General features: G+C 35.5%; 21 protein-coding genes. 4 read left to right on the top strand and 17 right to left on the bottom strand.

The window, feature by feature from the left end:
• Positions 1 to 365: 365 nt before the first annotated feature.
• Complete coding sequence (locus ACZ5R4_RS05620) at positions 366 to 1,433, bottom strand: bifunctional 3-deoxy-7-phosphoheptulonate synthase/chorismate mutase (RefSeq protein ID WP_054789096.1); 1,068 nt, start codon at positions 1,431 to 1,433, stop codon at positions 366 to 368.
• A gap of 153 nt (positions 1,434 to 1,586) precedes the next feature.
• Here ACZ5R4_RS05620 and ACZ5R4_RS05625 point away from each other — a divergent pair, with 153 nt between their 5' ends.
• Positions 1,587 to 3,716, top strand: a complete 2,130-nt coding sequence (locus ACZ5R4_RS05625; RefSeq protein WP_464368179.1) for a cell division protein FtsA — start codon at positions 1,587 to 1,589, stop codon at positions 3,714 to 3,716.
• Positions 3,717 to 3,887: 171 nt separating this feature from the next.
• Here ACZ5R4_RS05625 and ACZ5R4_RS05630 read toward each other — a convergent pair whose 3' ends face one another.
• The 10 genes from ACZ5R4_RS05630 to ACZ5R4_RS05675 form a co-directional block, all read right to left on the bottom strand.
• Positions 3,888 to 4,322, bottom strand: coding sequence for a YtxH domain-containing protein (locus tag ACZ5R4_RS05630; RefSeq protein WP_277678819.1), 435 nt, complete (start codon positions 4,320 to 4,322; stop codon positions 3,888 to 3,890).
• A gap of 17 nt (positions 4,323 to 4,339) precedes the next feature.
• A complete protein-coding gene (locus tag ACZ5R4_RS05635; protein ID WP_054789097.1) occupies positions 4,340 to 4,747 on the bottom strand; it encodes a DUF948 domain-containing protein in 408 nt (135 codons plus the stop codon).
• Between the two features lie 161 nt (positions 4,748 to 4,908).
• Positions 4,909 to 6,204, bottom strand: coding sequence for a UDP-N-acetylmuramate--L-alanine ligase (murC, locus tag ACZ5R4_RS05640; RefSeq protein WP_109983016.1), 1,296 nt, complete (start codon positions 6,202 to 6,204; stop codon positions 4,909 to 4,911).
• 368 nt (positions 6,205 to 6,572) lie between these two features.
• Positions 6,573 to 8,690 (bottom strand): DNA translocase FtsK, encoded by a 2,118-nt coding sequence (locus ACZ5R4_RS05645; protein ID WP_464368180.1) that lies wholly within the window; start codon positions 8,688 to 8,690, stop codon positions 6,573 to 6,575.
• A gap of 198 nt (positions 8,691 to 8,888) precedes the next feature.
• A complete protein-coding gene (gene ytpR, locus ACZ5R4_RS05650) occupies positions 8,889 to 9,491 on the bottom strand; it encodes a YtpR family tRNA-binding protein (RefSeq protein ID WP_109983018.1) in 603 nt (200 codons plus the stop codon).
• Positions 9,492 to 9,512: 21 nt separating this feature from the next.
• Positions 9,513 to 10,316 (bottom strand): DUF1444 domain-containing protein, encoded by an 804-nt coding sequence (locus tag ACZ5R4_RS05655; protein WP_054861388.1) that lies wholly within the window; start codon positions 10,314 to 10,316, stop codon positions 9,513 to 9,515.
• A gap of 192 nt (positions 10,317 to 10,508) precedes the next feature.
• Positions 10,509 to 10,823: a thioredoxin family protein gene (locus tag ACZ5R4_RS05660; protein ID WP_109983019.1), complete on the bottom strand. Its 315-nt coding sequence runs from the start codon at positions 10,821 to 10,823 to the stop codon at positions 10,509 to 10,511.
• Positions 10,824 to 10,838: 15 nt separating this feature from the next.
• Positions 10,839 to 11,363: a hypothetical protein gene (locus tag ACZ5R4_RS05665; protein ID WP_054861386.1), complete on the bottom strand. Its 525-nt coding sequence runs from the start codon at positions 11,361 to 11,363 to the stop codon at positions 10,839 to 10,841.
• An 80-nt stretch (positions 11,364 to 11,443) separates the two neighbouring features.
• A complete protein-coding gene (locus tag ACZ5R4_RS05670) occupies positions 11,444 to 11,953 on the bottom strand; it encodes a DUF84 family protein (RefSeq protein ID WP_109983020.1) in 510 nt (169 codons plus the stop codon).
• 5 nt (positions 11,954 to 11,958) lie between these two features.
• Positions 11,959 to 13,023 carry a M42 family metallopeptidase gene (locus ACZ5R4_RS05675; protein WP_109983021.1) on the bottom strand — a complete coding sequence of 355 codons (1,065 nt, stop codon included), beginning with the start codon at positions 13,021 to 13,023 and terminating at the stop codon, positions 11,959 to 11,961.
• Between the two features lie 140 nt (positions 13,024 to 13,163).
• On the opposite strand from ACZ5R4_RS05675, the gene ACZ5R4_RS05680 reads away from it, so the two are divergent.
• The gene (locus ACZ5R4_RS05680; protein ID WP_054861383.1) at positions 13,164 to 13,469 is read left to right on the top strand and encodes a PepSY domain-containing protein; all 306 of its coding nucleotides are present in this window, start codon (positions 13,164 to 13,166) and stop codon (positions 13,467 to 13,469) included.
• A gap of 110 nt (positions 13,470 to 13,579) precedes the next feature.
• On the opposite strand, the gene trmB is transcribed toward ACZ5R4_RS05680, so the two are convergent.
• A complete protein-coding gene (trmB, locus tag ACZ5R4_RS05685) occupies positions 13,580 to 14,221 on the bottom strand; it encodes a tRNA (guanosine(46)-N7)-methyltransferase TrmB (RefSeq protein WP_054861382.1) in 642 nt (213 codons plus the stop codon).
• 88 nt (positions 14,222 to 14,309) lie between these two features.
• On the opposite strand from trmB, the gene ACZ5R4_RS05690 reads away from it, so the two are divergent.
• Positions 14,310 to 14,594 (top strand): YtzH-like family protein, encoded by a 285-nt coding sequence (locus ACZ5R4_RS05690; RefSeq protein ID WP_054789103.1) that lies wholly within the window; start codon positions 14,310 to 14,312, stop codon positions 14,592 to 14,594.
• Here the strand turns inward: ACZ5R4_RS05690 and ACZ5R4_RS05695 are convergent.
• The 4 genes from ACZ5R4_RS05695 to ACZ5R4_RS05710 form a co-directional block, all read right to left on the bottom strand.
• Positions 14,575 to 15,372: a phosphotransferase family protein gene (locus ACZ5R4_RS05695; protein ID WP_054789108.1), complete on the bottom strand. Its 798-nt coding sequence runs from the start codon at positions 15,370 to 15,372 to the stop codon at positions 14,575 to 14,577. The two genes, ACZ5R4_RS05690 and ACZ5R4_RS05695, sit on opposite strands and share 20 nt — an antisense overlap.
• A 127-nt stretch (positions 15,373 to 15,499) precedes the next feature.
• The gene (locus ACZ5R4_RS05700) at positions 15,500 to 16,426 is read right to left on the bottom strand and encodes an NERD domain-containing protein (protein ID WP_109983024.1); all 927 of its coding nucleotides are present in this window, start codon (positions 16,424 to 16,426) and stop codon (positions 15,500 to 15,502) included.
• A gap of 2 nt (positions 16,427 to 16,428) precedes the next feature.
• Positions 16,429 to 16,986: an RNA 2',3'-cyclic phosphodiesterase gene (gene thpR, locus ACZ5R4_RS05705; RefSeq protein WP_464368181.1), complete on the bottom strand. Its 558-nt coding sequence runs from the start codon at positions 16,984 to 16,986 to the stop codon at positions 16,429 to 16,431.
• A gap of 1 nt (position 16,987) precedes the next feature.
• Positions 16,988 to 18,004 (bottom strand): ion channel, encoded by a 1,017-nt coding sequence (locus ACZ5R4_RS05710; protein WP_054861379.1) that lies wholly within the window; start codon positions 18,002 to 18,004, stop codon positions 16,988 to 16,990.
• A 143-nt stretch (positions 18,005 to 18,147) separates the two neighbouring features.
• Between ACZ5R4_RS05710 and ACZ5R4_RS05715 the strand changes: the two genes are divergently transcribed.
• Positions 18,148 to 18,366 (top strand): HTH domain-containing protein, encoded by a 219-nt coding sequence (locus ACZ5R4_RS05715; protein ID WP_109983026.1) that lies wholly within the window; start codon positions 18,148 to 18,150, stop codon positions 18,364 to 18,366.
• A gap of 142 nt (positions 18,367 to 18,508) precedes the next feature.
• Here ACZ5R4_RS05715 and ACZ5R4_RS05720 read toward each other — a convergent pair whose 3' ends face one another.
• Complete coding sequence (locus tag ACZ5R4_RS05720; RefSeq protein ID WP_277679889.1) at positions 18,509 to 19,222, bottom strand: pseudouridine synthase; 714 nt, start codon at positions 19,220 to 19,222, stop codon at positions 18,509 to 18,511.

Raw genomic sequence — 19,222 nt, forward strand, 5'->3', positions numbered from 1 at the left:
TAGCTTAAAGTATGATGAATTTCTCAAAAAAACAAGTATCCTATAAATAAATTATTTCCCTAAAGCTCGTTATCAAAACCTATGAATGCAAAAATTTTAAAGGATATACTGTTAATTTTCAGTATACACGATCCTATCCAAACTATACGACAATAAGTATCAAAATACGCAAATATATGTCATTATTGTTATATACTTAGCTTCCTACCAACATTCGTGTCTTTAACTACAATGCTTAAAGCTTTTATACTTTACATGCATTGAAAAACCTCTTGCAGTCTTATTCATGCAAGAGGTTTTGCTCTGTCTTAAATTCAAGTATCACGTAAATAGAAGATGAACTTTTTCATGCAGATGCAAATCGTTTATTTTCTTTGCAATAACTCATTCATAAAGTTATGGAATGTTGGAATATCCATTTGCTGTGCGGAATCAGATAGAGCAACAGCAGGATCAGGATGCACCTCTGCCATCACACCATCAGCACCAATCGCAAGCGCTGCTTTTGCTGCTGGCAGCAATAAGTCTCTTCTACCTGTAGAGTGTGTAACATCCACCATTACTGGTAAGTGTGTCTCTTGTTTTAGAATAGGTACTGCTGTTATATCTAAAGTATTTCTTGTTGCTTTTTCATATGTTCTTATACCACGCTCACAAAGAATAATTTGTCCATTCCCTTTAGAATTAATATATTCCGCAGCATTAATAAAATCAGAAATCGTAGCGGACATTCCGCGTTTTAATAATACGGGCTTATTGGTCTCTCCTGCCGCTTTCAATAATTCAAAGTTTTGCATGTTACGAGCACCAATTTGAATTACGTCAATATAATTAATGGCTTCTTCGATATGAGCAGGATTGACAATTTCACTTACGACCGCTAAACCATATTCGTCTGATACGCGTTTTAATATTTCTAAGCCCTCAAATCCTAACCCTTGGAAATCATATGGGGAGGTTCTAGGTTTAAATGCTCCACCTCGGATCAACTTCAAACCCTCTTCTTTAATGGCGCTAGCTACTTCCGCAACTTGTTCGTAGCTTTCTACCGCACATGGTCCGAAGATGAAATGTTGATTACCATCACCAAATTTGTCGCCATTTATATCAATAACAGTATCTTCTGCTTTCTTTTTACGGGAAACAAGCAATGCCTTTGAATGGTCATCCTCTTGTAATTCTAAACCAGCTTTAAAGATCTCTTTGAACAAATGAACAATTGTTGAATTTTCAAATGGTCCATTATTATTTTTAGTAATTAGATTTAGCATATCTCGCTCACGGACTGGGTCATAGCTACGATTTGCCCCTTGTTTTTCCTTTACTTGACCAGTTTCTTTCACTAGTTCAGCACGTTTATTAATTAACTCTAGTATTTCTAAGTTTATTTCATCAAGCTTTGTTCGCAGCTGATCCAATTGTTCATTACTCATTATAAATCCCCCTACTTCTATTATAAATTACTATGTTATAATTTTTATATAATTAGGGATAATTATAGCTAAAATTTTTCGTCTTGTCACCAGTTAGTTATAATATTTTTAGATAATTTAAAATTTTTTACATAACAGAGAGGAAAAACGTCTATGTCTGATCAAATGTTTGCACTTGATATTGGAACAAGATCTGTAGTTGGATTATTGATGGAGAAAGTGGATAATCAATACCAATTACTAGATTATTATGTCATTGAACATGAAGAACGGTCTATGCTAGATGGCCAAATCCATGATATCGTATCTGTATCTAATGTCATACAACGAGTAAAATCACACCTGGAACAAAAGCATGGTATAACACTAAACAAGGCTTGTGTTGCCGCAGCCGGAAGAGCCTTAAAAACAAAAAGAACACATACCACAAAAAATATTGTGAAACAGCCTTTATTAAATGAAGAGGATGTATTATTTTTAGAACTCGATGCGGTTCAAAAGACTCAATATCAATTAGCAGAGGAAAAGTCTACGGATAAAGAAAATGATTACTATTGTGTCGGTTATTCTGTTTTGAAATATTACATTGATCAAGAAGAGATTGGCTCCTTAATTGATCAACAAGGCGATGAGGCAATGGTAGAAATTATTGCTACATTTTTACCGAAAATTGTGGTGGAATCATTGCTTTCTGCATTGCATCGCGCTAATCTTCAATTAGAGGCTTTAACTCTAGAGCCAATCGCTGCCATACATGTGTTAATCCCTCCGTCAATGCGTCGATTAAATGTAGCATTGGTGGATATTGGCGCAGGGACAAGTGATATTGCTCTTACGTCTGAAGGTGCAGTTACCGCTTATGGCATGGTTCCAAAGGCTGGTGATGAAATCACGGAAGCGATTAGTGATCATTATTTGCTCGATTTCAACCAGGCAGAAGTTTTCAAAAAGGAAATAACGAAGCATAAAACGGCAAAGGTACAAGATATTCTAGGCTTTGAACAAGAGGTAAGCTACAAAGATTTAGCAGAGGTTATAAGTCCTGCTGTAGACAATCTGACAAATGCACTAGCGGAAGAAATGCTCACATTAAACGGAACGCCACCTAAGGCTGTTATGCTTGTCGGTGGTGGAAGTCAGACGCCGGAGCTTGCTATTCGACTAGCCAATAAATTGAAGCTCCCTTCGAATCGAGTAGCAATTAGAGGAGTAGATGCGATTACTCTACTAAAACAAAATGATGATATGCCGATTGGCCCTGAATTTATTACGCCAATCGGCATAGCGATCGCAGCTAAACAGAACCCAGTTCATTATGTTACTCTTACAGTAAATGATCGTACCATACGGCTTTTTGAGATGAAGCAATTAACTGTCGCAGATTCCTTACTTGCTGCAGGCATTCAGGTTCAAAAACTTTACGGTCGACCAGGAATGGCATATATGATTGATTTTAACGGCAAACAGATGACGCTACCGGGAAGCTTTGGACAAGGCCCAACTATTTATGTTAATCAACAGAAAGCAACCATTGATACCATCATCCATGATGGTGACAATATTACGATAACAAAGGGAGTGGACGGGACAAGCCCTGAAATGACAATAGGCGAGTTTATTGGCGAACCAACTCCTATCACTATTTATTTCAATCAGAAAGAACAACACCTATCCCCGCGAATCTTTGTAAATCAGAAAAAAGTTGGTGCGGATTATCTGCTCCAGGATGGGGATCAAGTGAGTTTCAAACAACAGTTTAAGGTACAAGATGTCCTAAAGGATAATAGGATAGACAAAGACATTAATAATTCCTTCATTATTTGGGTGAATAATGAACAAATGCTCTTAGAAGATTATAGTAAGAAGCTAGTTATTAATGGAAAGCCTGCTAGTAAAGAGCAATCGATTAAAAATGGTGATCGAATCGATTTGATCTCTAACGATCATCCACTGTTAGAGGATATTCTCTTGAAATTAAATATTCCAACAGAGAAAACGATTACTGTTACTTATAATCATGAGCCTCTGGTTCTAACGAAATCGTTCATTAAAGTGAGTCGAAATGGAAAGGCAATTGAAAAAAATGCTAGGATAAATGATCAAGACAAGTTAGAAGTTACAGAATTAAAGGAAGAGCCCTTTCTATTTCAAGATCTTTTCCGCCACATATCCCTTGACTTAGCCAATGTAAAAGGCAAAGTCATATTAAGAAAAAATGGAGAAAAAGTTTCCTTTTTAGATGAATTAAAAGCCAATGATGAAATAGAAATAATATTGGACTAATCAGGATAGAACTTCTTCCATTCGCTCCTCCTTTAGCGGATGCGTTAGCTTTTCTTATACTTTAGACTCAAAATTTTCACATCATCACATTACTTACTGCACTAACGTATAAACCAAAAAATATCCCGGACTTAGATAAAGTCCGGGTAACTATTTATAAAAGTCTATTTCTTAAATGTTTGTTGCATTCTCTTCTGATTCTATTTCTCGTGCTGCTTCATCAATAGCTTGAGCTACCTCTTCAGCAGCTTTTTCTGGATCATCTTCATTTTTCATTTTATCTTGGATCGTAGCTTTTGTTTCTTTTAATTTTTTCGTAATGTCTTGTGACTTCTCAGATACTACTCTTCCTATATTCTCTGATTGATCTTTTGCATAACTCTTCCATTCATTTCCTTTTTCATAGGCTACACCTTTTAATTCGTTTGCACGTTCTTTTACATAATGCGCACCTTGATTTAAATCCCCACGTAGCTCTTTACCTGATTTCGGTGCAAAAATTAGTGCTAATGATGCTCCGACAATTCCCCCAATCAGAGAGCCAATTAAAAAATCCTTACTATTGATGTTTTTGTTGTCTTCATAATTGTTTGATTGATTTGTCATTTCCAATTCCTCCTATATTATCTAGTTTTATTTTTTTTAAACATCTCTAATACTACAGTACTCCACTTAATAGCTTGTGCAGTCGTTTCTTTATTCTCCTCAGCTACTCGGTTCACTGATTTGGAAACATTTTTAATCGACTGTGTAAATTCTTTTACACTGTCACCAATGTTCTTTACTCCATCGACAAGGGTATTTAGTCTAGTTGCCTTGTCATTAATATCCTCTGCCAATTTATTGGTTTTGTTTAATAAAGCAGTTGTTTCGAGTGTAATACCTTCCATCTGTTTCTCTAGGCCTTCTAAAGTATCTGCAACATTTGCCATCGTCCTTTGTGTTTCTTTTAAAACTTTTACAAGGTAAACAACAAGAACAGCAAAGGCAATTGCAGCTATAATCGCAGCAAGGTATCCTAGTATTTCCATAAGCTCACTCCTCTTTATGTAATTATCGATTAGTTAGAAAGTTTATTATAATTATGGTATACCCGAAGACAAGATTTCTAAACAAAAAAGAAAGAAAGAAGCGAAAAAAATCTTCTTTCCTTACTTTATTCTACAAGAATTATTCATTTTCCTGCTTTTTTTTAAATGAAAATTCTTTCATAAGCATCTTGATATTTTTGAATATCTCCTGCCCCCATAAATACTAATACTCCACTAGCATGATTATTGAGTTTTTCTACTTCATCTAATTCCAATACTTTACTATTTGGGATAAGCTCCTTTAAATCTTCAATACTTAAATCAGCCTTTGTTTCTCTTGCTGAGCCAAAAATATCGCAAAGATAAATAGCGTCTGCCGCAGATAAAGAATCTCCAAATTCTTTTAAGAATGTCTTTGTTCTTGAGAACGTATGTGGTTGAAAAATAGCGACAATTTCTTTGTCTGGATATTTTTTTCTTGCTGCTTCGATTGTTGCTTCAATTTCTTTCGGATGATGGGCATAATCATCCACCAATACTTGTTTGTTCCATTTTTTTTCTGAAAAGCGCCTTTTAACACCAGTGAAAGACACTATCTCTTTAATTTGTGCTGGATTCATCTCTTCATAATGACAAATTGCAATCACAGCTAATGCATTTAAAATATTATGTGTACCGAATGTATTAATTTCAAAGGTATCATAAAAAGTATTTCGAACATAGACATCAAAAACTGTTCTTTGATTCTCTATTCGAATACTTTTTGCTTGAAAATCATTGTTATCGTTTAAACCATAATATAATACGGGAACTTTTGCTTGAATAGATTGAAGATATTCATCATCACCACAAGCGATAATTCCTTTTTTGACGTTTTCTGCCATCTCTTGAAAAGCAGAATAGACATCCTCAATATCCTTAAAATAGTCCGGATGGTCAAAATCAATATTTGTCATAATTGCGTAATCTGGCTGATACGCCAAGAAATGGCGTCTATACTCACAAGCTTCAAAAACAAAATACTTACTTTCAGGTGCTCCCTTACCTGTACCATCACCAATTAAATAAGAGATAGGGAAGGATGCTTCCAATACGTGTGCTAATAAACCTGTGGTAGAGGTTTTGCCGTGAGCTCCAGTAACTGCAATACTCGTATATTTCCCGAGCCATTCTCCCAAAAATTCATGATAACGATAAAAGGGTAAACCCAGCCGTTTTGCCTCTTTGATTTCCTCATGATCCTCTTTAAATGCATTACCTGCAATAATAATAAGTCCTTCTTTAATATTTTCTTTTGAAAAAGACAGGATTGGTATATCTCTTTTTTCTAATTGGTCTTGTGTAAAAATATATTGATCAATATCAGAACCTTGTACTTGCATCCCTGTATCAGATAAAATTTGCGCAAGTGAACTCATACCAGTTCCTTTTATACCAACAAAATGGTAAATTCCCATAAAATGAACCTCCAACATCTGTAATCTCTCGTAAGTTCGGCTGATCATTCAGACAAACTGACCTTCTTAATTTTTCCCTTCTTCCTTCAATGGCGAAGAGAATTCTCTTCTTGTTATTTGACTGCGAAACCTAGAATGGCTTTTCGAAAACGCCCAGTCGAATAAATGGATTAATTTTTTGTTATCTTATTATTTATGAAATCCTTACGTATAAATTCATTAAATAGTAAGGGCATCGTTATGTTTCATTTGTCTGTTGTCATATTATATACAATTTGCCTAGCTGACGTTCATCTAGACTAAAAATCCAATAGATCTATCATAAAACAATCCCATCTATTCGACAAGTCTTTCCTTATTCAATGCATCTATTGCTCAAAGATTTCACTTTTACTCACTAACACTTCTCGGGGCTTACTACCATTTTGTCCAGAAATTATGCCGTCCTGTTCTAGCGAGTCAATCAAACGTGCCGCTCTGTTGTAACCAATTTTAAAACGCCGTTGAAGTAATGAAGCACTAGCGCCATTATGATCCAAAACAAATTCTATCGCTTCCGAATACAATTCATCACGCTCCTCAGATGAATCAATTTGTTGAATCAATTGTTCCTGTTCGAATAGATAATTAGGTGATGCCATTTGTTTAACATAGTGAGTAATTCTTTCAATTTCCTCGTCAGATACGAAAGCGCCTTGTATTCTCCTTGTTTCACCAGAGCCATTTTCAATAAATAACATGTCCCCTTTTCCAAGTAGCTTCTCGGCTCCAGCTACATCTAGAATCGTTCTCGAATCAACTTGTGATGAAACACTAAAAGCTATTCTCGTCGGTATATTGGCTTTAATCAAACCAGTGATGACATCCACCGAAGGTCTTTGAGTAGCGATTAATAAATGTATTCCACACGCTCTAGCTTTTTGCGCAATTCGACAAATAGCATCTTCTACATCCTGAGGTGATGTCATCATTAGATCAGCAAGCTCATCTATTACAATGACAATATAAGGTAATTTTTCAGTGGTGCGATTTTGCTGGACCATTTTTTCATTATATCGTGTTAAATCCCGTACCCGTTCTTCGACAAACAATTGATACCGGTTCTCCATCTCACTAACAGCCCATTTAAGCGAGGAAGTTGCCGCTTTTACATCAGTAATTACTGGTGCTACTAAATGGGGAATCTCATTATATGGTGTCAGCTCTACCATTTTCGGATCTATTAATAAAAATTTCACTTCTTCATGATTCGCCTTGTAAAGCATACTAATTAATATCGTGTTAATACAAACACTTTTTCCTGAACCCGTAGCCCCTGCAATCAGGCCGTGTGGCATTTTCTGCAAATCTGTTACTACCGCATTCCCCTCGATATCAGCCCCTAGTGCAACCGTAAGTGGAGAGGGTTGATCCTGAAATTCTTTCGATTCTAGCATGCGTTGTAGGAATACTGGTTCAGACTTTGCATTAGGCACCTCAATTCCGATGGTATTTTTACCTGGAATGGGAGCTTCCATTCGAATATCCTTTGCTGCAAGATTTAATTTGATGTCATCCGATAAATTCTTTATTTTACTTACCTTCACGCCAGGCTCTGGTTGAATTTCAAATCTCGTAACAGAAGGTCCTTGTGTAGCACCTACTACCTTCGCCTTGATATGAAAATACCGTAATGTTGTTTGTAAAATTTCCGCCTGCTTCCTCACCCATTCCTCATGATTCACCTCTTCATGATCAGAAGCATCATTCAGTAAATGTAATGGTACCTTTTTCACGATATTATTTGACATCTGATTTGGTCTATTCGGCATATTCCTCTGTCTATCGGCTAACACCTTTTTATCTCTCGGTGTCATCATGACATTGATTGGCTTTTTCGAAAATGACCTTTCCTTGTTTAATTTCTGGTGTGATAAGGGTTGTGCTTCGATCGTTCTTTCAGGCTGATGATTAGATAAATCAGTTTCTCTTTCATCGAATGACCTACTAACAGATTCATCTTGTTTGTTTTCGTTCGGCATCTCATCTGTTCCAAGGGCTCGATGAGTATTCTCTAAAACCTTCTCTGTCTGTAGCTCTTGTATAGCCTTAGTATGTACTTCTTGAGCAGGTGCATTGGCTTTAGGCTCCTCCTTTCCCATTTCCTTTGGCACATCTCTTCTATCTATCGTGCTTGGCTCCGTTTGCTTATAACCACGGAAGCCATGGACTGGAGAAGGAACATCACTTGCTTTAAATGGCTGTGTTCTCTCTTGAAACGGTTTATCTCTTTCCTCGTTATGCTCTTTTGTTTTTTGTACCTTTTTTGTATTTGGTTCTATAGCCTTCGGTTGATTATGCTTATTTTTAGGATATTGATAAGATATTTTTGATTCTATTGTTTTATGTCCAAAGCTTCTTATCTGTCGATGATCGGTATTTTTTTCGGTTTTCTCTAATTCCTCATCGAACAAATTATTCCACTTATTCTTAAATTCCTTCCACATCGTACGTTCACTCACTTCCTCAAATTGGTACGATAAGTTTCCATCCTAACTATTTTAGCATGAATCATTGTTAATGAATAGCAGCTGATGAAACTTAACTTTTCAAAAGATTGAAAAATTCTAAAATCCTCCATAACTTCAAGAATTTTTCTCCATAAATTATAAGGAAAAAGAAAACCTTTGTTCATGGACAAAGGCTTATAGCTGAAATTCTTCTCCTATTTTCATGTTTTCATTTAATACGTAGATTCCTTTTTCTTTTGGAGCGTTAGGAATGCCCAATTCTTTCTGAGAACAGATCATACCAAATGAATCTATTCCTCTAAGATTTGACTCCTTAATTTCCATACCGCTAGGCATAATCGCCCCAACCTTTGCTACGACTACTTTTTGTCCTTCCTGCACGTTGGGGGCACCACATACGATTTGTAGTGTTTCCGTACCAACATCTACTTTACATACCTTTAGTTTATCGGCATTTTCATGTAGTGCAGTCGATTGAACATGCCCCACCACAAATTTAGGGGAAAGATCAAGCTCTAAATCATCCTCCACTCCATTTTGTTGAAATGCATGTTTTATTTCACTTAAAAGAGATTCAGTTACTTTTAATTTTCCTTGTTCCAAAGAAGCAAAATAAGTGGATGCTTGGAAAATATTATAGCCAATAATTTGATTAGTTTCTCTATCCATTATTTTCACAATGTCTTGTTTTCTTTCAAAATCAATTTTGTCATTGGTTGATTTAATCGGAAAAAGTAACACATCTCCAATACCTTGTTTATTATAAAAAGCATACATTTCTTCGTTCTTCCCTTCGGTTTATTTTTTTGGTTTGTTTTTTGCCAGAATAAATATAGGTTCTAAATGCTTGTTGTCATAAACGAATGGCAATGAAGTAATAGGAACTCGTCCTTCAGCAAAGAATTTCATATTCATCTGTGCGATAATATCATAACCGGTTTCGTTTTGGATATCTGCAACAATCAGTACATCCTGATGAGGAACGGCGACAACTAATTCCCCAAGTGCGTTAGCTTTCATTTCCTCCAAGTAGGATTCATTTAATATACGGCTGGCATCATAGCCATCTTGAGTTGCAATAAAGTAATAATCATTTCCAGCAACTGTGTCTTTTTTACTATCTATGTCTAAAGATCGTAGATTAAATATCGATATCTCTCTTAACCTTTCCTTCGTCCAGCCTTGTTCCTCTAACATTTTTTCATCAATTAGTTGGTAGGTTGTTCCAAGATCAAGGGCATAATAAATATTCGTTTCCGCAGTATGTTCGGAATAAACTAACTTGATACCCGCCTTTGTCTTCTTTGGAAATGAAGTTGCACGAATTACTGGAAAGATATTCTTTTCCTTTCCATCTAACTCATGCTCTTCATGCATCATTTTTAAAGATTCCGATACATGAAACTGAAGCTCGTCTAATGCTTTGTTTCCTCTTTGTTCATATTTTGTAATCACATTGGGAATTTGGATCGAAACACCTTGCTTCGTGTCCTTCCACTCTACTCGATAAATATCTTTATCTCTTAAAAAGGATACACGCCATGCTTCATTTATAAAAAGCTCGTCTAATTTTTTTTTCATTTTTAATGTAGTCATCTTCATTTTTAGCATCCTCCTTCTAGGAAGAAAACAACCAATCTTCATTTTAGCATGTAGAACTTCATGGAATCAAGAAAATGAGCGAATGATTGATCTGCTTAAGATTCTAGCAAGTACACCATTGCTAATTTCCGTTAAGATTTCATTAGACATAAAAAGAGCCTATCTTTATGATAAGCCCTTTTCATCGATTAATTAAAATAAATCTGTTAAAAAAGTTTCAATTTCTTCCTGTGTTTTGCGATCTTTACTTACGAACCGATCAACTTCTTGACCTTTGTCGAATGCTAAAAAGCTTGGAATGCCGAATATATCATATTCTGCACAAATATCGATAAATTGATCTCGATCAACGGAAACAAATTGATACGTATTAAATTTTTCTTCTATTTCCGGTAAGACTGGTTCGATGATACGACAATCTGGGCACCAACCAGCTGTAAATAGAAAGATGACTCTTTCCCCTTGGATCAATTCGTTAAATTGTTGTTCTGATTGTAATGGCTGCAATGTATAAACCTCCAATTATTGATGATTTTCATAGGCAATGGAATTAGCGATAAGCATCATTTGTTTAGCATCCTCCGCTAACCGACCCTTCTCACTAATTGTAGTAATTTTGACACCACCTACTCCAATCTGGAGCTGTAGCATCTCTTCTTCATCCTCTAAAATATGAATATAACCGAAACGATCCTTTTTTTCAAACGATTCGAGCACTGTATAATCGCTTTCCTTCGCAGCCTCATAATTTAAACGGCTCATTCTATCCTCTAAGGCATTGTAAAACAAAATGTACGTTTGATCATCCCTAATTAAAATAAGGTTATTTTTCGTTTGTTTTTCAATGTCATATTCTTCCGGTAAATAAAAGGAAAAACGATCTGTTTCCTCATTGGGCTCAACAGTTGTATTATCAAAATTCTCTTCCGCTACCTTAATTGCCTCTGATAAGACTTCCTCTGTTGGCTCTATGCTCAAGATACTAATTGCTACGACACAAACTAGTAATACACAAATTACTGCCAATCCTGGCGCATTTACCTTCATAGAGATCCTCCTGATCATATAGTCCTATATTCCCCATTATAATCATACTTTTTTTTCTTTATCTAAACAAGAGGAATTTTTTAATTCTTTTTTCCTATATGCGATGATTGATACTGTCCTTTCAAAAGTAAGGATACATGTACAAACATCTCTTCTCTTGATACCTCTCCATTTGTAAACACACCGATTGCACCTAAATGATGACGAATATCTTCTTCGTGTGTTAGATTAGCCATTATTTCACTTAACTCCAAACCCTTTACTAATTTTTGTTCTATTATTTCCGGTAAGGGTATTTTAGCCCCACTGGCTATAAATAATTCATCTGATGGTGTTACTAATGCACCCCAATTGCAAAGAAAAAGCTGGTTGTTAAGATAAGTAACGCCACCTTCTAATCCGATCCCAAATGATGTATCATTCCGACACGCTCTTGCTCGATTAATCGCCCCTTCTAATGTTTCTTCCTCGCTCCTAGGCTGTCCACTAACCTGTGAGGAAACCTCTTTACTTTCCACGCTAGCTTCTGTAAAAACTCGTTTTACTGCATTTACTTTTGCTTTATTAAAAGAACCAACAATCATGTTCATTTTTTTTAATACTTCCTTATTTGGTCTACTGTATTTTGGTTTGTTGTTTTAACGAGATGAACGAGTAATTCTTTCGCTGCTTGATAATCATCTACGTGAATGATGGAAGCATGTGTATGAATATAGCGTGAACAAATGCCAATAACAGCGGATGGTACACCTTGATTAGACAAATGTACCGCACCAGCATCTGTCCCACCTTGTGATACAAAATACTGATATGGAATGTTATGTGATTCTGCAGTATCTAAAACAAACTCACGAATTCCTTTATGTGTAATCATGGAACGATCGAAGATTCTAAGTAAAGCACCCTTTCCTAGCTGCCCAAATTCTTTTTTATCACCTGACATATCATTTGCAGGCGATGCATCTAGTGCATAAAAAATATCTGGTTCGATCATATTCGCTGCTACTTTTGCACCTCTTAGTCCTACCTCTTCCTGGACAGTTGCTCCCGAATAAAGCTGATTTGGTAAACTTTCTCCCTTTAATTCCTTTAATAGCTCAATCGCTAAACCACAGCCATAGCGATTATCCCAAGCCTTGGCTAATATTTTTTTACGATTAGCCATTGGGGTAAAAGAAGATACAGGTATGATCGATTGTCCTGGTTTAATTCCCATTTTTTTAGCATCTTCTTTGTCATCTGCTCCGACATCAATTAACATGTTTTTCTGTTCCATCGGTTTTTTTCTTTCTTCTGCTGTGAGGAGATGTGGTGGAATCGATCCTACTACCCCAACTACTTTATCATGCTCTGTCATAATTTCTACTCTTTGAGATAATAAAACCTGGGACCACCACCCACCAAGTGGTTGAAATCTAATCATCCCATTTTCGGTTATTTGTGTCACCATAAAGGCTACTTCATCCATATGACCTGCAACCATAACCTTAGGTCCCTTACCATGCTTCAGACCAAATATACCGCCCAATTTATCTTGGATAATTTCATCCGCATATTTTTCAAGCTCTTTGCGCATAAAATCACGCACTTGGTGTTCATTACCCGACGCTCCAGGTAACTCTGTTAATTCACGAAATAATTGTATTGTTTCTTGATTCACAAACAAGCACCCTCTTTTATCATTTTCTTAACTATAACACTTTTTTTATTTTCATTAAAATACTTGCATTTTTTTAATATTTCTATTTACACTAAAGGAAAGTGCAAACATCTATCATTGTCATAATGTAGGAGGATACTGTGAAAACAAATAAATGGATACTGGCAGTTGGAGTTGGGTTTATACTAGGTTATACCATTCAGAAGAAAACTAATCAGTGGATTAAGCCAGAAAATGCTCTTAAAATGGCCAAGCAAAAATTTCAGCAACAATATGATGTAAGTGGTTCGTGGATTTATATGAAACCTGAGCAATATCAAATCCATGGGCTAACCTATGATGTATACCATGGTGGAATTACCAAGCATGTAGACGGGCAACATATTTCTTTAGAGTTTTTTGTCGATGCTAGAACAGGATCAGTTATTCAAACAAAAACAGAGTGAGTATATTCGACCACACGGACATCTCCTAGGTGCGAAGAGCGCAGTTAGATCAAAAAAAAGAGCTAAGTCTAAGCTTAGCTCTTTTTTTATTTAAAGTAATGTACAGACATCTAGCTCTTAATTCTAGCGACACAACGATAAATCGGTAGTCCTTTTGCTGAAAATTTCTCTTCATACTCTGTTTTTATATTATTTGGATCATCTTCTGCATGAAGATCTAACGTAACATCCTCTAACACAAAGCCGAATTTTGAAAAGCTAGTTAGTGAATATTCAAACAACCCTCTGTTGTCTGTTTTTAATATAATCTGGCCACTTTTTTTCATAATAGCTTTATATTGTTCTAAAAAAGCTGGAAACGTTAATCGACGTTTTTCATGACGATTTTTCGGCCAAGGATCAGAGAAATTCAAATATAGTGTGTCAATCTCGCCTTCTGAAAATAACTCGGATAAGTTTTCAGCATTTTCATTCAATAAACGAACATTATGAATATCAGTTTCTTTTACCTTTTCAACAGCAGACACAATAATACTTTTGACTACTTCTAATCCGATAAAATTAATTTCCGGATATTGTTTTGCCATTCCTACAATAAATTGACCTTTTCCTGTACCTATTTCTAAATGAATAGGCTTCTCACTTTCAAATAAACTTTTCCAGTTTCCTTTGAATTGTTTTGGTTCAGGCTCGATGATATCTTTATTCTTGTTCAAATATTCATCCGCCCAAGGCTTATGTCTTGCTCTCATTTAAGTGTTCTCCTTTAAAAAAAAGCTATTCTATCGATAGAATAAATCCATAACTTTTGTATAAGCTAAGGATAAAGGTGGGATATTTATGACGTTAAATACACAACATCAATTGGATTTATTGCATGATTTATTAAGCCTACATGCCGAAGAAGGCTGTGGTAGTTCTTCCGAATGTGAGCAAATCGCTCGATTAGTGGAATCACTCCAGCAAAAAACAGATCTACCACATACTAAACTAATGGAACACTTCACCGGTATTTATCAATACGGTACTGATGGTGCCAATTCAGAAGATTTAGATCAGCACATCATAAACAATCAAACATCTATTCAGGGATGGTTAGAAACGATTAAAGATTCCAATTATTAACTTGATAAAGAAGCTGATTTAGTTCCATTAAATGTTGATGGGCTTCTTTTTCTTTTCGATGCTGATAATTCCAAACGTAACCGATAATAGCATCAATTATAAGGTACCAATGCATCCGCTGCATCAAATGTGTACTATTTTCTACACCATAATAAGCTAACCATTGGTTCCAATCCTCCATCGGAATATAGGACTGGAGAATTCGACCAATGTCCATTGCTGGATCACCAACACGCGCATTGTCCCAATCAATTAAATAGAGCTCTCCGTTCTCAGAAAGCATCCAATTGTGATGATCTAAATCGCAGTGACAAACAACTTGATGATCGATATGAATATAAGGTAGGCGGCTTTCTAAGTATTTATATGCCTTATAAAGGACTAATGTTTGAATTGAATTATTTTGAATAAGTTCTTTCACTGTTTTCAGACTATTTTCAGGGGTTACTTCTGTTTTTTCAATCCTTAAAAGCATATCCAATAATTCAGAGGAATGATGTATTTTACTAAGCAATTTGGCTACTTTAGGGTGTTGCATTTCTTCATTATTTAATGCTTTACCGTCTAACCATTGCTGTGCCGTAACAACATCTCCATTTTCTAAACGCTTTGTCCAGACAAGCTTCGGGACAATGCCTTGTGCTGACAATACTGCTAAAAATGGGGATGAGTTGCGTTTAAGAAACAATTGCTTTTGTTCCGAATGAGCGTAGTATGCTGCACCAGTAGAACCACCTGCAGATACGATTTTCCAGTTTTCTCCCAATATATGTTCCACAGCAGTCACCCTCAATTCCTCTCACAAAAATCTGTCTATTTATTATTCCGAAAAATAGGGAATAGTAATAATAGATTACCGCAAAAGTAGACAACTTTTCAAGTAAAAAATGAGATTTTTTCTAAATTTATAAGAAATTATGTCTGTTCATGTCATTATTTTTTTCTTCTTCTTGCTGCCACTCCGGTCTTTTAAACGATTTTGTTTCGCAATATTTTACAATTAAATCAGCAGCTTTCAATTGATTATGCTTAAAGGGTGAAATGAACTTCTGTTTTGCTATTAACCAATCCTCATGTTCCTCTTTACCTACATATTCTGTTTGATAAGGCTCTGTGAGGTATTCGAATACATTCGTTCTAGAGAGGACGACTTTTTTTATCGGAAATTCAACGTCATGCTTTGCTAAAATTGCTCGAATAATTCTTTCCATTCTTTGCAAGGAAATGAGTGGACTTAGCATCTTTGCCTGAACATTATTCTCCTCTATGTACCAAAAACGATTATCCTTTGCTGTAATTCTTCTATCGTAGGATTTTTCTAAAAGTGTGATCACCTCAATTCCAACAGGACTAATCAAGATAATTTCCCCATCCAATAAATGATTTTTCAATTTAAAAATGGGGGAATAAAGGATTAAAAAGGTATCAGGTATCCGTTGTAGAAAGTATTTCAATCGTTCATCATGGTAAAAATCCTTCTCCAAGAATGACATTTCATGTGTAGTAGAAGATGCCCATTTTAGTTGAAATGGCAATAACTTATCAAGGAAATATTGCTTCAATTCCTTTTCACCCTCTGGTAGGTCCAATTTCCGAGCTTGTTCCTCCTTAACCATTTCCTCTTCCTTCCCTTTAAAAAGAGTAGGCCATTTGGTATTGTGTTTCTCTTTCTCCTCTAAAATCTCCACTGGTTGATCATTCTTTTGTTCCTGCCAAAGCTCCCTTAGTCGATTCCAATTTTCCATTTTTAGACGACTGTATTGACTAGGATAATGGTACATATCTTTTTCGTATCGAGAAATATAGTTTTTTAATTTAATTAATTGCGCCAAGTTCAACACCCTCTCTGTAATGGGATGACCTTTATAGGTTGATATTTTATCTCTTTTCGTGGATTTATCTGATATAAGGCGACTTCAGAAAGATAAATTAATTTGTTCAGTTTAAGATTAAATATATTCTTATCTATCTTTTCGGTCTTTCCTGTCCACTTTTTCGCTATAGTGATATGTGGATGATACTCTCTACTATCTACTGGGATTTCGATCTCTTTACAAATCGCCTTTATGGCTAAATATAGTTTTTCTAATTCTTGTGCTTTATCAACACTTGCGTATAAAACTTTCGGTCTATCCTCACGTCCAAAATAGTCCAAACCTGTAATTTGCGTAGCGAATGCTGGTAGCTTTTCAACGCGATTTAGAAGGTCCATCAATTGGTTCCGCTTTTCTTCCTTGATTCCCCCCAAAAATTGAAGTGTAATATGATAATCTTGCTTATGTACCCATGTTTTATAAGGCAGATGATATTTATTGATATCGGGTTTCCATGAATCGAGCCATTCTTTAGTGGAATGATCCAGCTTCATTGCAATAAAATAATGGAAAGACATATTACACCTCCTCCAGAATCCGTTGATGTGATTCTGAATCACAAATTACATATAGCTCTGCATCTTTAGGAATAGTATGATCGAGCATTCGATTTATGTTTAACTGGTCACGATCTGCTACTAAAGTCGCACCTTTTTCAAGTAATGCATCAAACGCATCTCGATAGGTTTTCCATTTAGAATGAGTGGGAATATAGTATAAGTCGTCACCTTCAGCGTGTTTTAATAGTTGAGAAAAAATATTAGATATTCCTTTTCTAAAGCCGGACCTAACAAATAAAGAAGAAATCGTTTCATGTGAAAGGATAAATTCATCCACATTCATATATTTAAAATTTTTCATATGAATTTCTTCCATAATTTCCACTATCGTATATACCTCTGGCGCTATCGACTCAATGGTAGAAGCAATCAAGAGTGTTTTTCCATCTGTTAATTGGCCGTTTTCGATTTTATCATCTGCAAAAACTAAGACTGTATTCGCTTCTTTTATATTGGCTTTTTCTAAGACGTTTCTTTCAGAAGCATTCCCCTGAATATAATGAATATTGTGATCTAATATCGGTGCTTTTTCCAGTTCATCAATGATAATAATTTCAATATTTTTGTCTGTATTAATCATTTCTCTTATCGCATATTTTGCTTTTTGAGACCATCCGATAATAATATAATGATTCTTTCCTTTATACATTATTTCACCCTCTTCTCTTCTTTTACGGTAGATTGCAAATGCTTCGATAATCTTCCCTAATACCAATCCTATAAGTGCGATACCAAAAAGGTACAAAAATACCCCAATAAGTCGACCTCCAATCGACACTGGATAAAAATCTCCATAGCCAACTGTTGTAACAGTCGTCATCACCCACCATAGCCCGTCGAAAAAGGTCGGAAAGGTTTCACGCTCGACTAGCATAATTAACCAAGCTGTCGAAACAATAAGTAGCAAGCTAACGATGAAAATGGCTAAATTTGAGATATGAACAACCTTCGTTAAAAATTTTCTTATTAAATACATCGTGCAACCACCTTTCATCTTTTAATTATCTGTAAATATTCACAATTACGCTAGAAATATTTCTTCGATAAGTGTAAAATAAGGTTAGGCAACATGAATAGAATGATAGTAATTGGATTCGATAACTTTTAAGGAGTGATTCTTTGAGTCAATCAACCACCCGTATGCTATCTCGTGTTAAATCAGTCTATCTTTTTATTAAAGAGAATGGATGTGTAACCACAAACGAAATAGCAGAAGAGTTTGGTATTACAGACCGTACTGTACAGCGAGATTTACACTTATTAGCTTATAACGGGCTTGTCAATAGCCCAAATCGGGGACGTTGGGAAATCACAAAGAAAAAAGTAAAGATATCGTAAAATTTTAAATATATATATAATAAAATTCAATTTTAAACCAGCATATAAAGAATGCTGGTTTTTTTATCATCATGCTAAATCAATGGTCGTAAGCAGCATTCAATCAGGGATAACCGATCTACATTAATTGAATACTACTAACCTATCCCTTCGTTTCCTCTAAAATATTTTGTATCTCCTGATCAGTGAGAGCACGATACTGCCCCAATTTTAAGGTTGGGTCAAGTTCCAGTGATCCCATCGTTAACCTTTTTAAATACAACACTTCTTTACCAACAGCTTCAAACATTCGTTTTACTTGGTGAAACTTTCCTTCTGTTATCGTAACTTCTATTTCCGAAACTTCTTCTACCTTAAGAATCTTCAGTTTGGCTGGCTTTGTAATATAATCACCAATATCCACTCCTTGCAAAAATTCTGCTACATCATTTTCTGTGACAAATCCAGAGATTTTCGCAAAATAGGTTTTGTCTACATGTTTTTTTGGTGATAAGAGCTCATGAGCCAATTGACCATCATTTGTTAATAATAATAACCCTTCCGTATTCTTGTCCAATCTACCAACTGGAAATGGTGAACGGGCCTGGTCCTCTGTCTTCAAAAGGTCTAACACTGTCTTTTGTTCTTGATCTCTTGTAGCTGAGAGATAACCTGAAGGCTTATGGAGCATAAAATAAACATATTTTTGGTACTCCACTACCTGACCATTACATTCAATTCTATCAAATTCTGGGTCAATCGAAAGATTTGATTTTATTATTTTCCCATTAACAGAGACTGATTTCTTCTTGATCAGCTCTTTCACTTCTTTTCTACTTCCAATCCCCATATTAGCCAATAGCTTATCAAGACGCAT

The sequence above is a fragment of the Gracilibacillus sp. JCM 18860 genome, from assembly GCF_055395245.1.

Excerpts from the sequence above, each read along its gene's own strand:
- ACZ5R4_RS05620 (WP_054789096.1), bottom strand. The coding sequence starts at position 1,433 with ATGAGTAATGAACAATTGGATCAGCTGCGAACAAAGCTTGATGAAATA.
- ACZ5R4_RS05625 (WP_464368179.1), top strand. The coding sequence starts at position 1,587 with ATGTCTGATCAAATGTTTGCACTTGATATTGGAACAAGATCTGTAGTT.
- ACZ5R4_RS05630 (WP_277678819.1), bottom strand. The coding sequence starts at position 4,322 with ATGACAAATCAATCAAACAATTATGAAGACAACAAAAACATCAATAGT.
- ACZ5R4_RS05635 (WP_054789097.1), bottom strand. The coding sequence starts at position 4,747 with ATGGAAATACTAGGATACCTTGCTGCGATTATAGCTGCAATTGCCTTT.
- murC (WP_109983016.1), bottom strand. The coding sequence starts at position 6,204 with ATGGGAATTTACCATTTTGTTGGTATAAAAGGAACTGGTATGAGTTCA.
- ACZ5R4_RS05645 (WP_464368180.1), bottom strand. The coding sequence starts at position 8,690 with ATGTGGAAGGAATTTAAGAATAAGTGGAATAATTTGTTCGATGAGGAA.
- ytpR (WP_109983018.1), bottom strand. The coding sequence starts at position 9,491 with ATGTATGCTTTTTATAATAAACAAGGTATTGGAGATGTGTTACTTTTT.
- ACZ5R4_RS05655 (WP_054861388.1), bottom strand. The coding sequence starts at position 10,316 with ATGAAGATGACTACATTAAAAATGAAAAAAAAATTAGACGAGCTTTTT.
- ACZ5R4_RS05665 (WP_054861386.1), bottom strand. The coding sequence starts at position 11,363 with ATGAAGGTAAATGCGCCAGGATTGGCAGTAATTTGTGTATTACTAGTT.
- ACZ5R4_RS05670 (WP_109983020.1), bottom strand. The coding sequence starts at position 11,953 with ATGAACATGATTGTTGGTTCTTTTAATAAAGCAAAAGTAAATGCAGTA.
- trmB (WP_054861382.1), bottom strand. The coding sequence starts at position 14,221 with ATGAGAGCAAGACATAAGCCTTGGGCGGATGAATATTTGAACAAGAAT.
- ACZ5R4_RS05690 (WP_054789103.1), top strand. The coding sequence starts at position 14,310 with ATGACGTTAAATACACAACATCAATTGGATTTATTGCATGATTTATTA.
- thpR (WP_464368181.1), bottom strand. The coding sequence starts at position 16,986 with ATGTCTTTCCATTATTTTATTGCAATGAAGCTGGATCATTCCACTAAA.
- ACZ5R4_RS05710 (WP_054861379.1), bottom strand. The coding sequence starts at position 18,004 with ATGTATTTAATAAGAAAATTTTTAACGAAGGTTGTTCATATCTCAAAT.
- ACZ5R4_RS05720 (WP_277679889.1), bottom strand. The coding sequence starts at position 19,222 with ATGCGTCTTGATAAGCTATTGGCTAATATGGGGATTGGAAGTAGAAAA.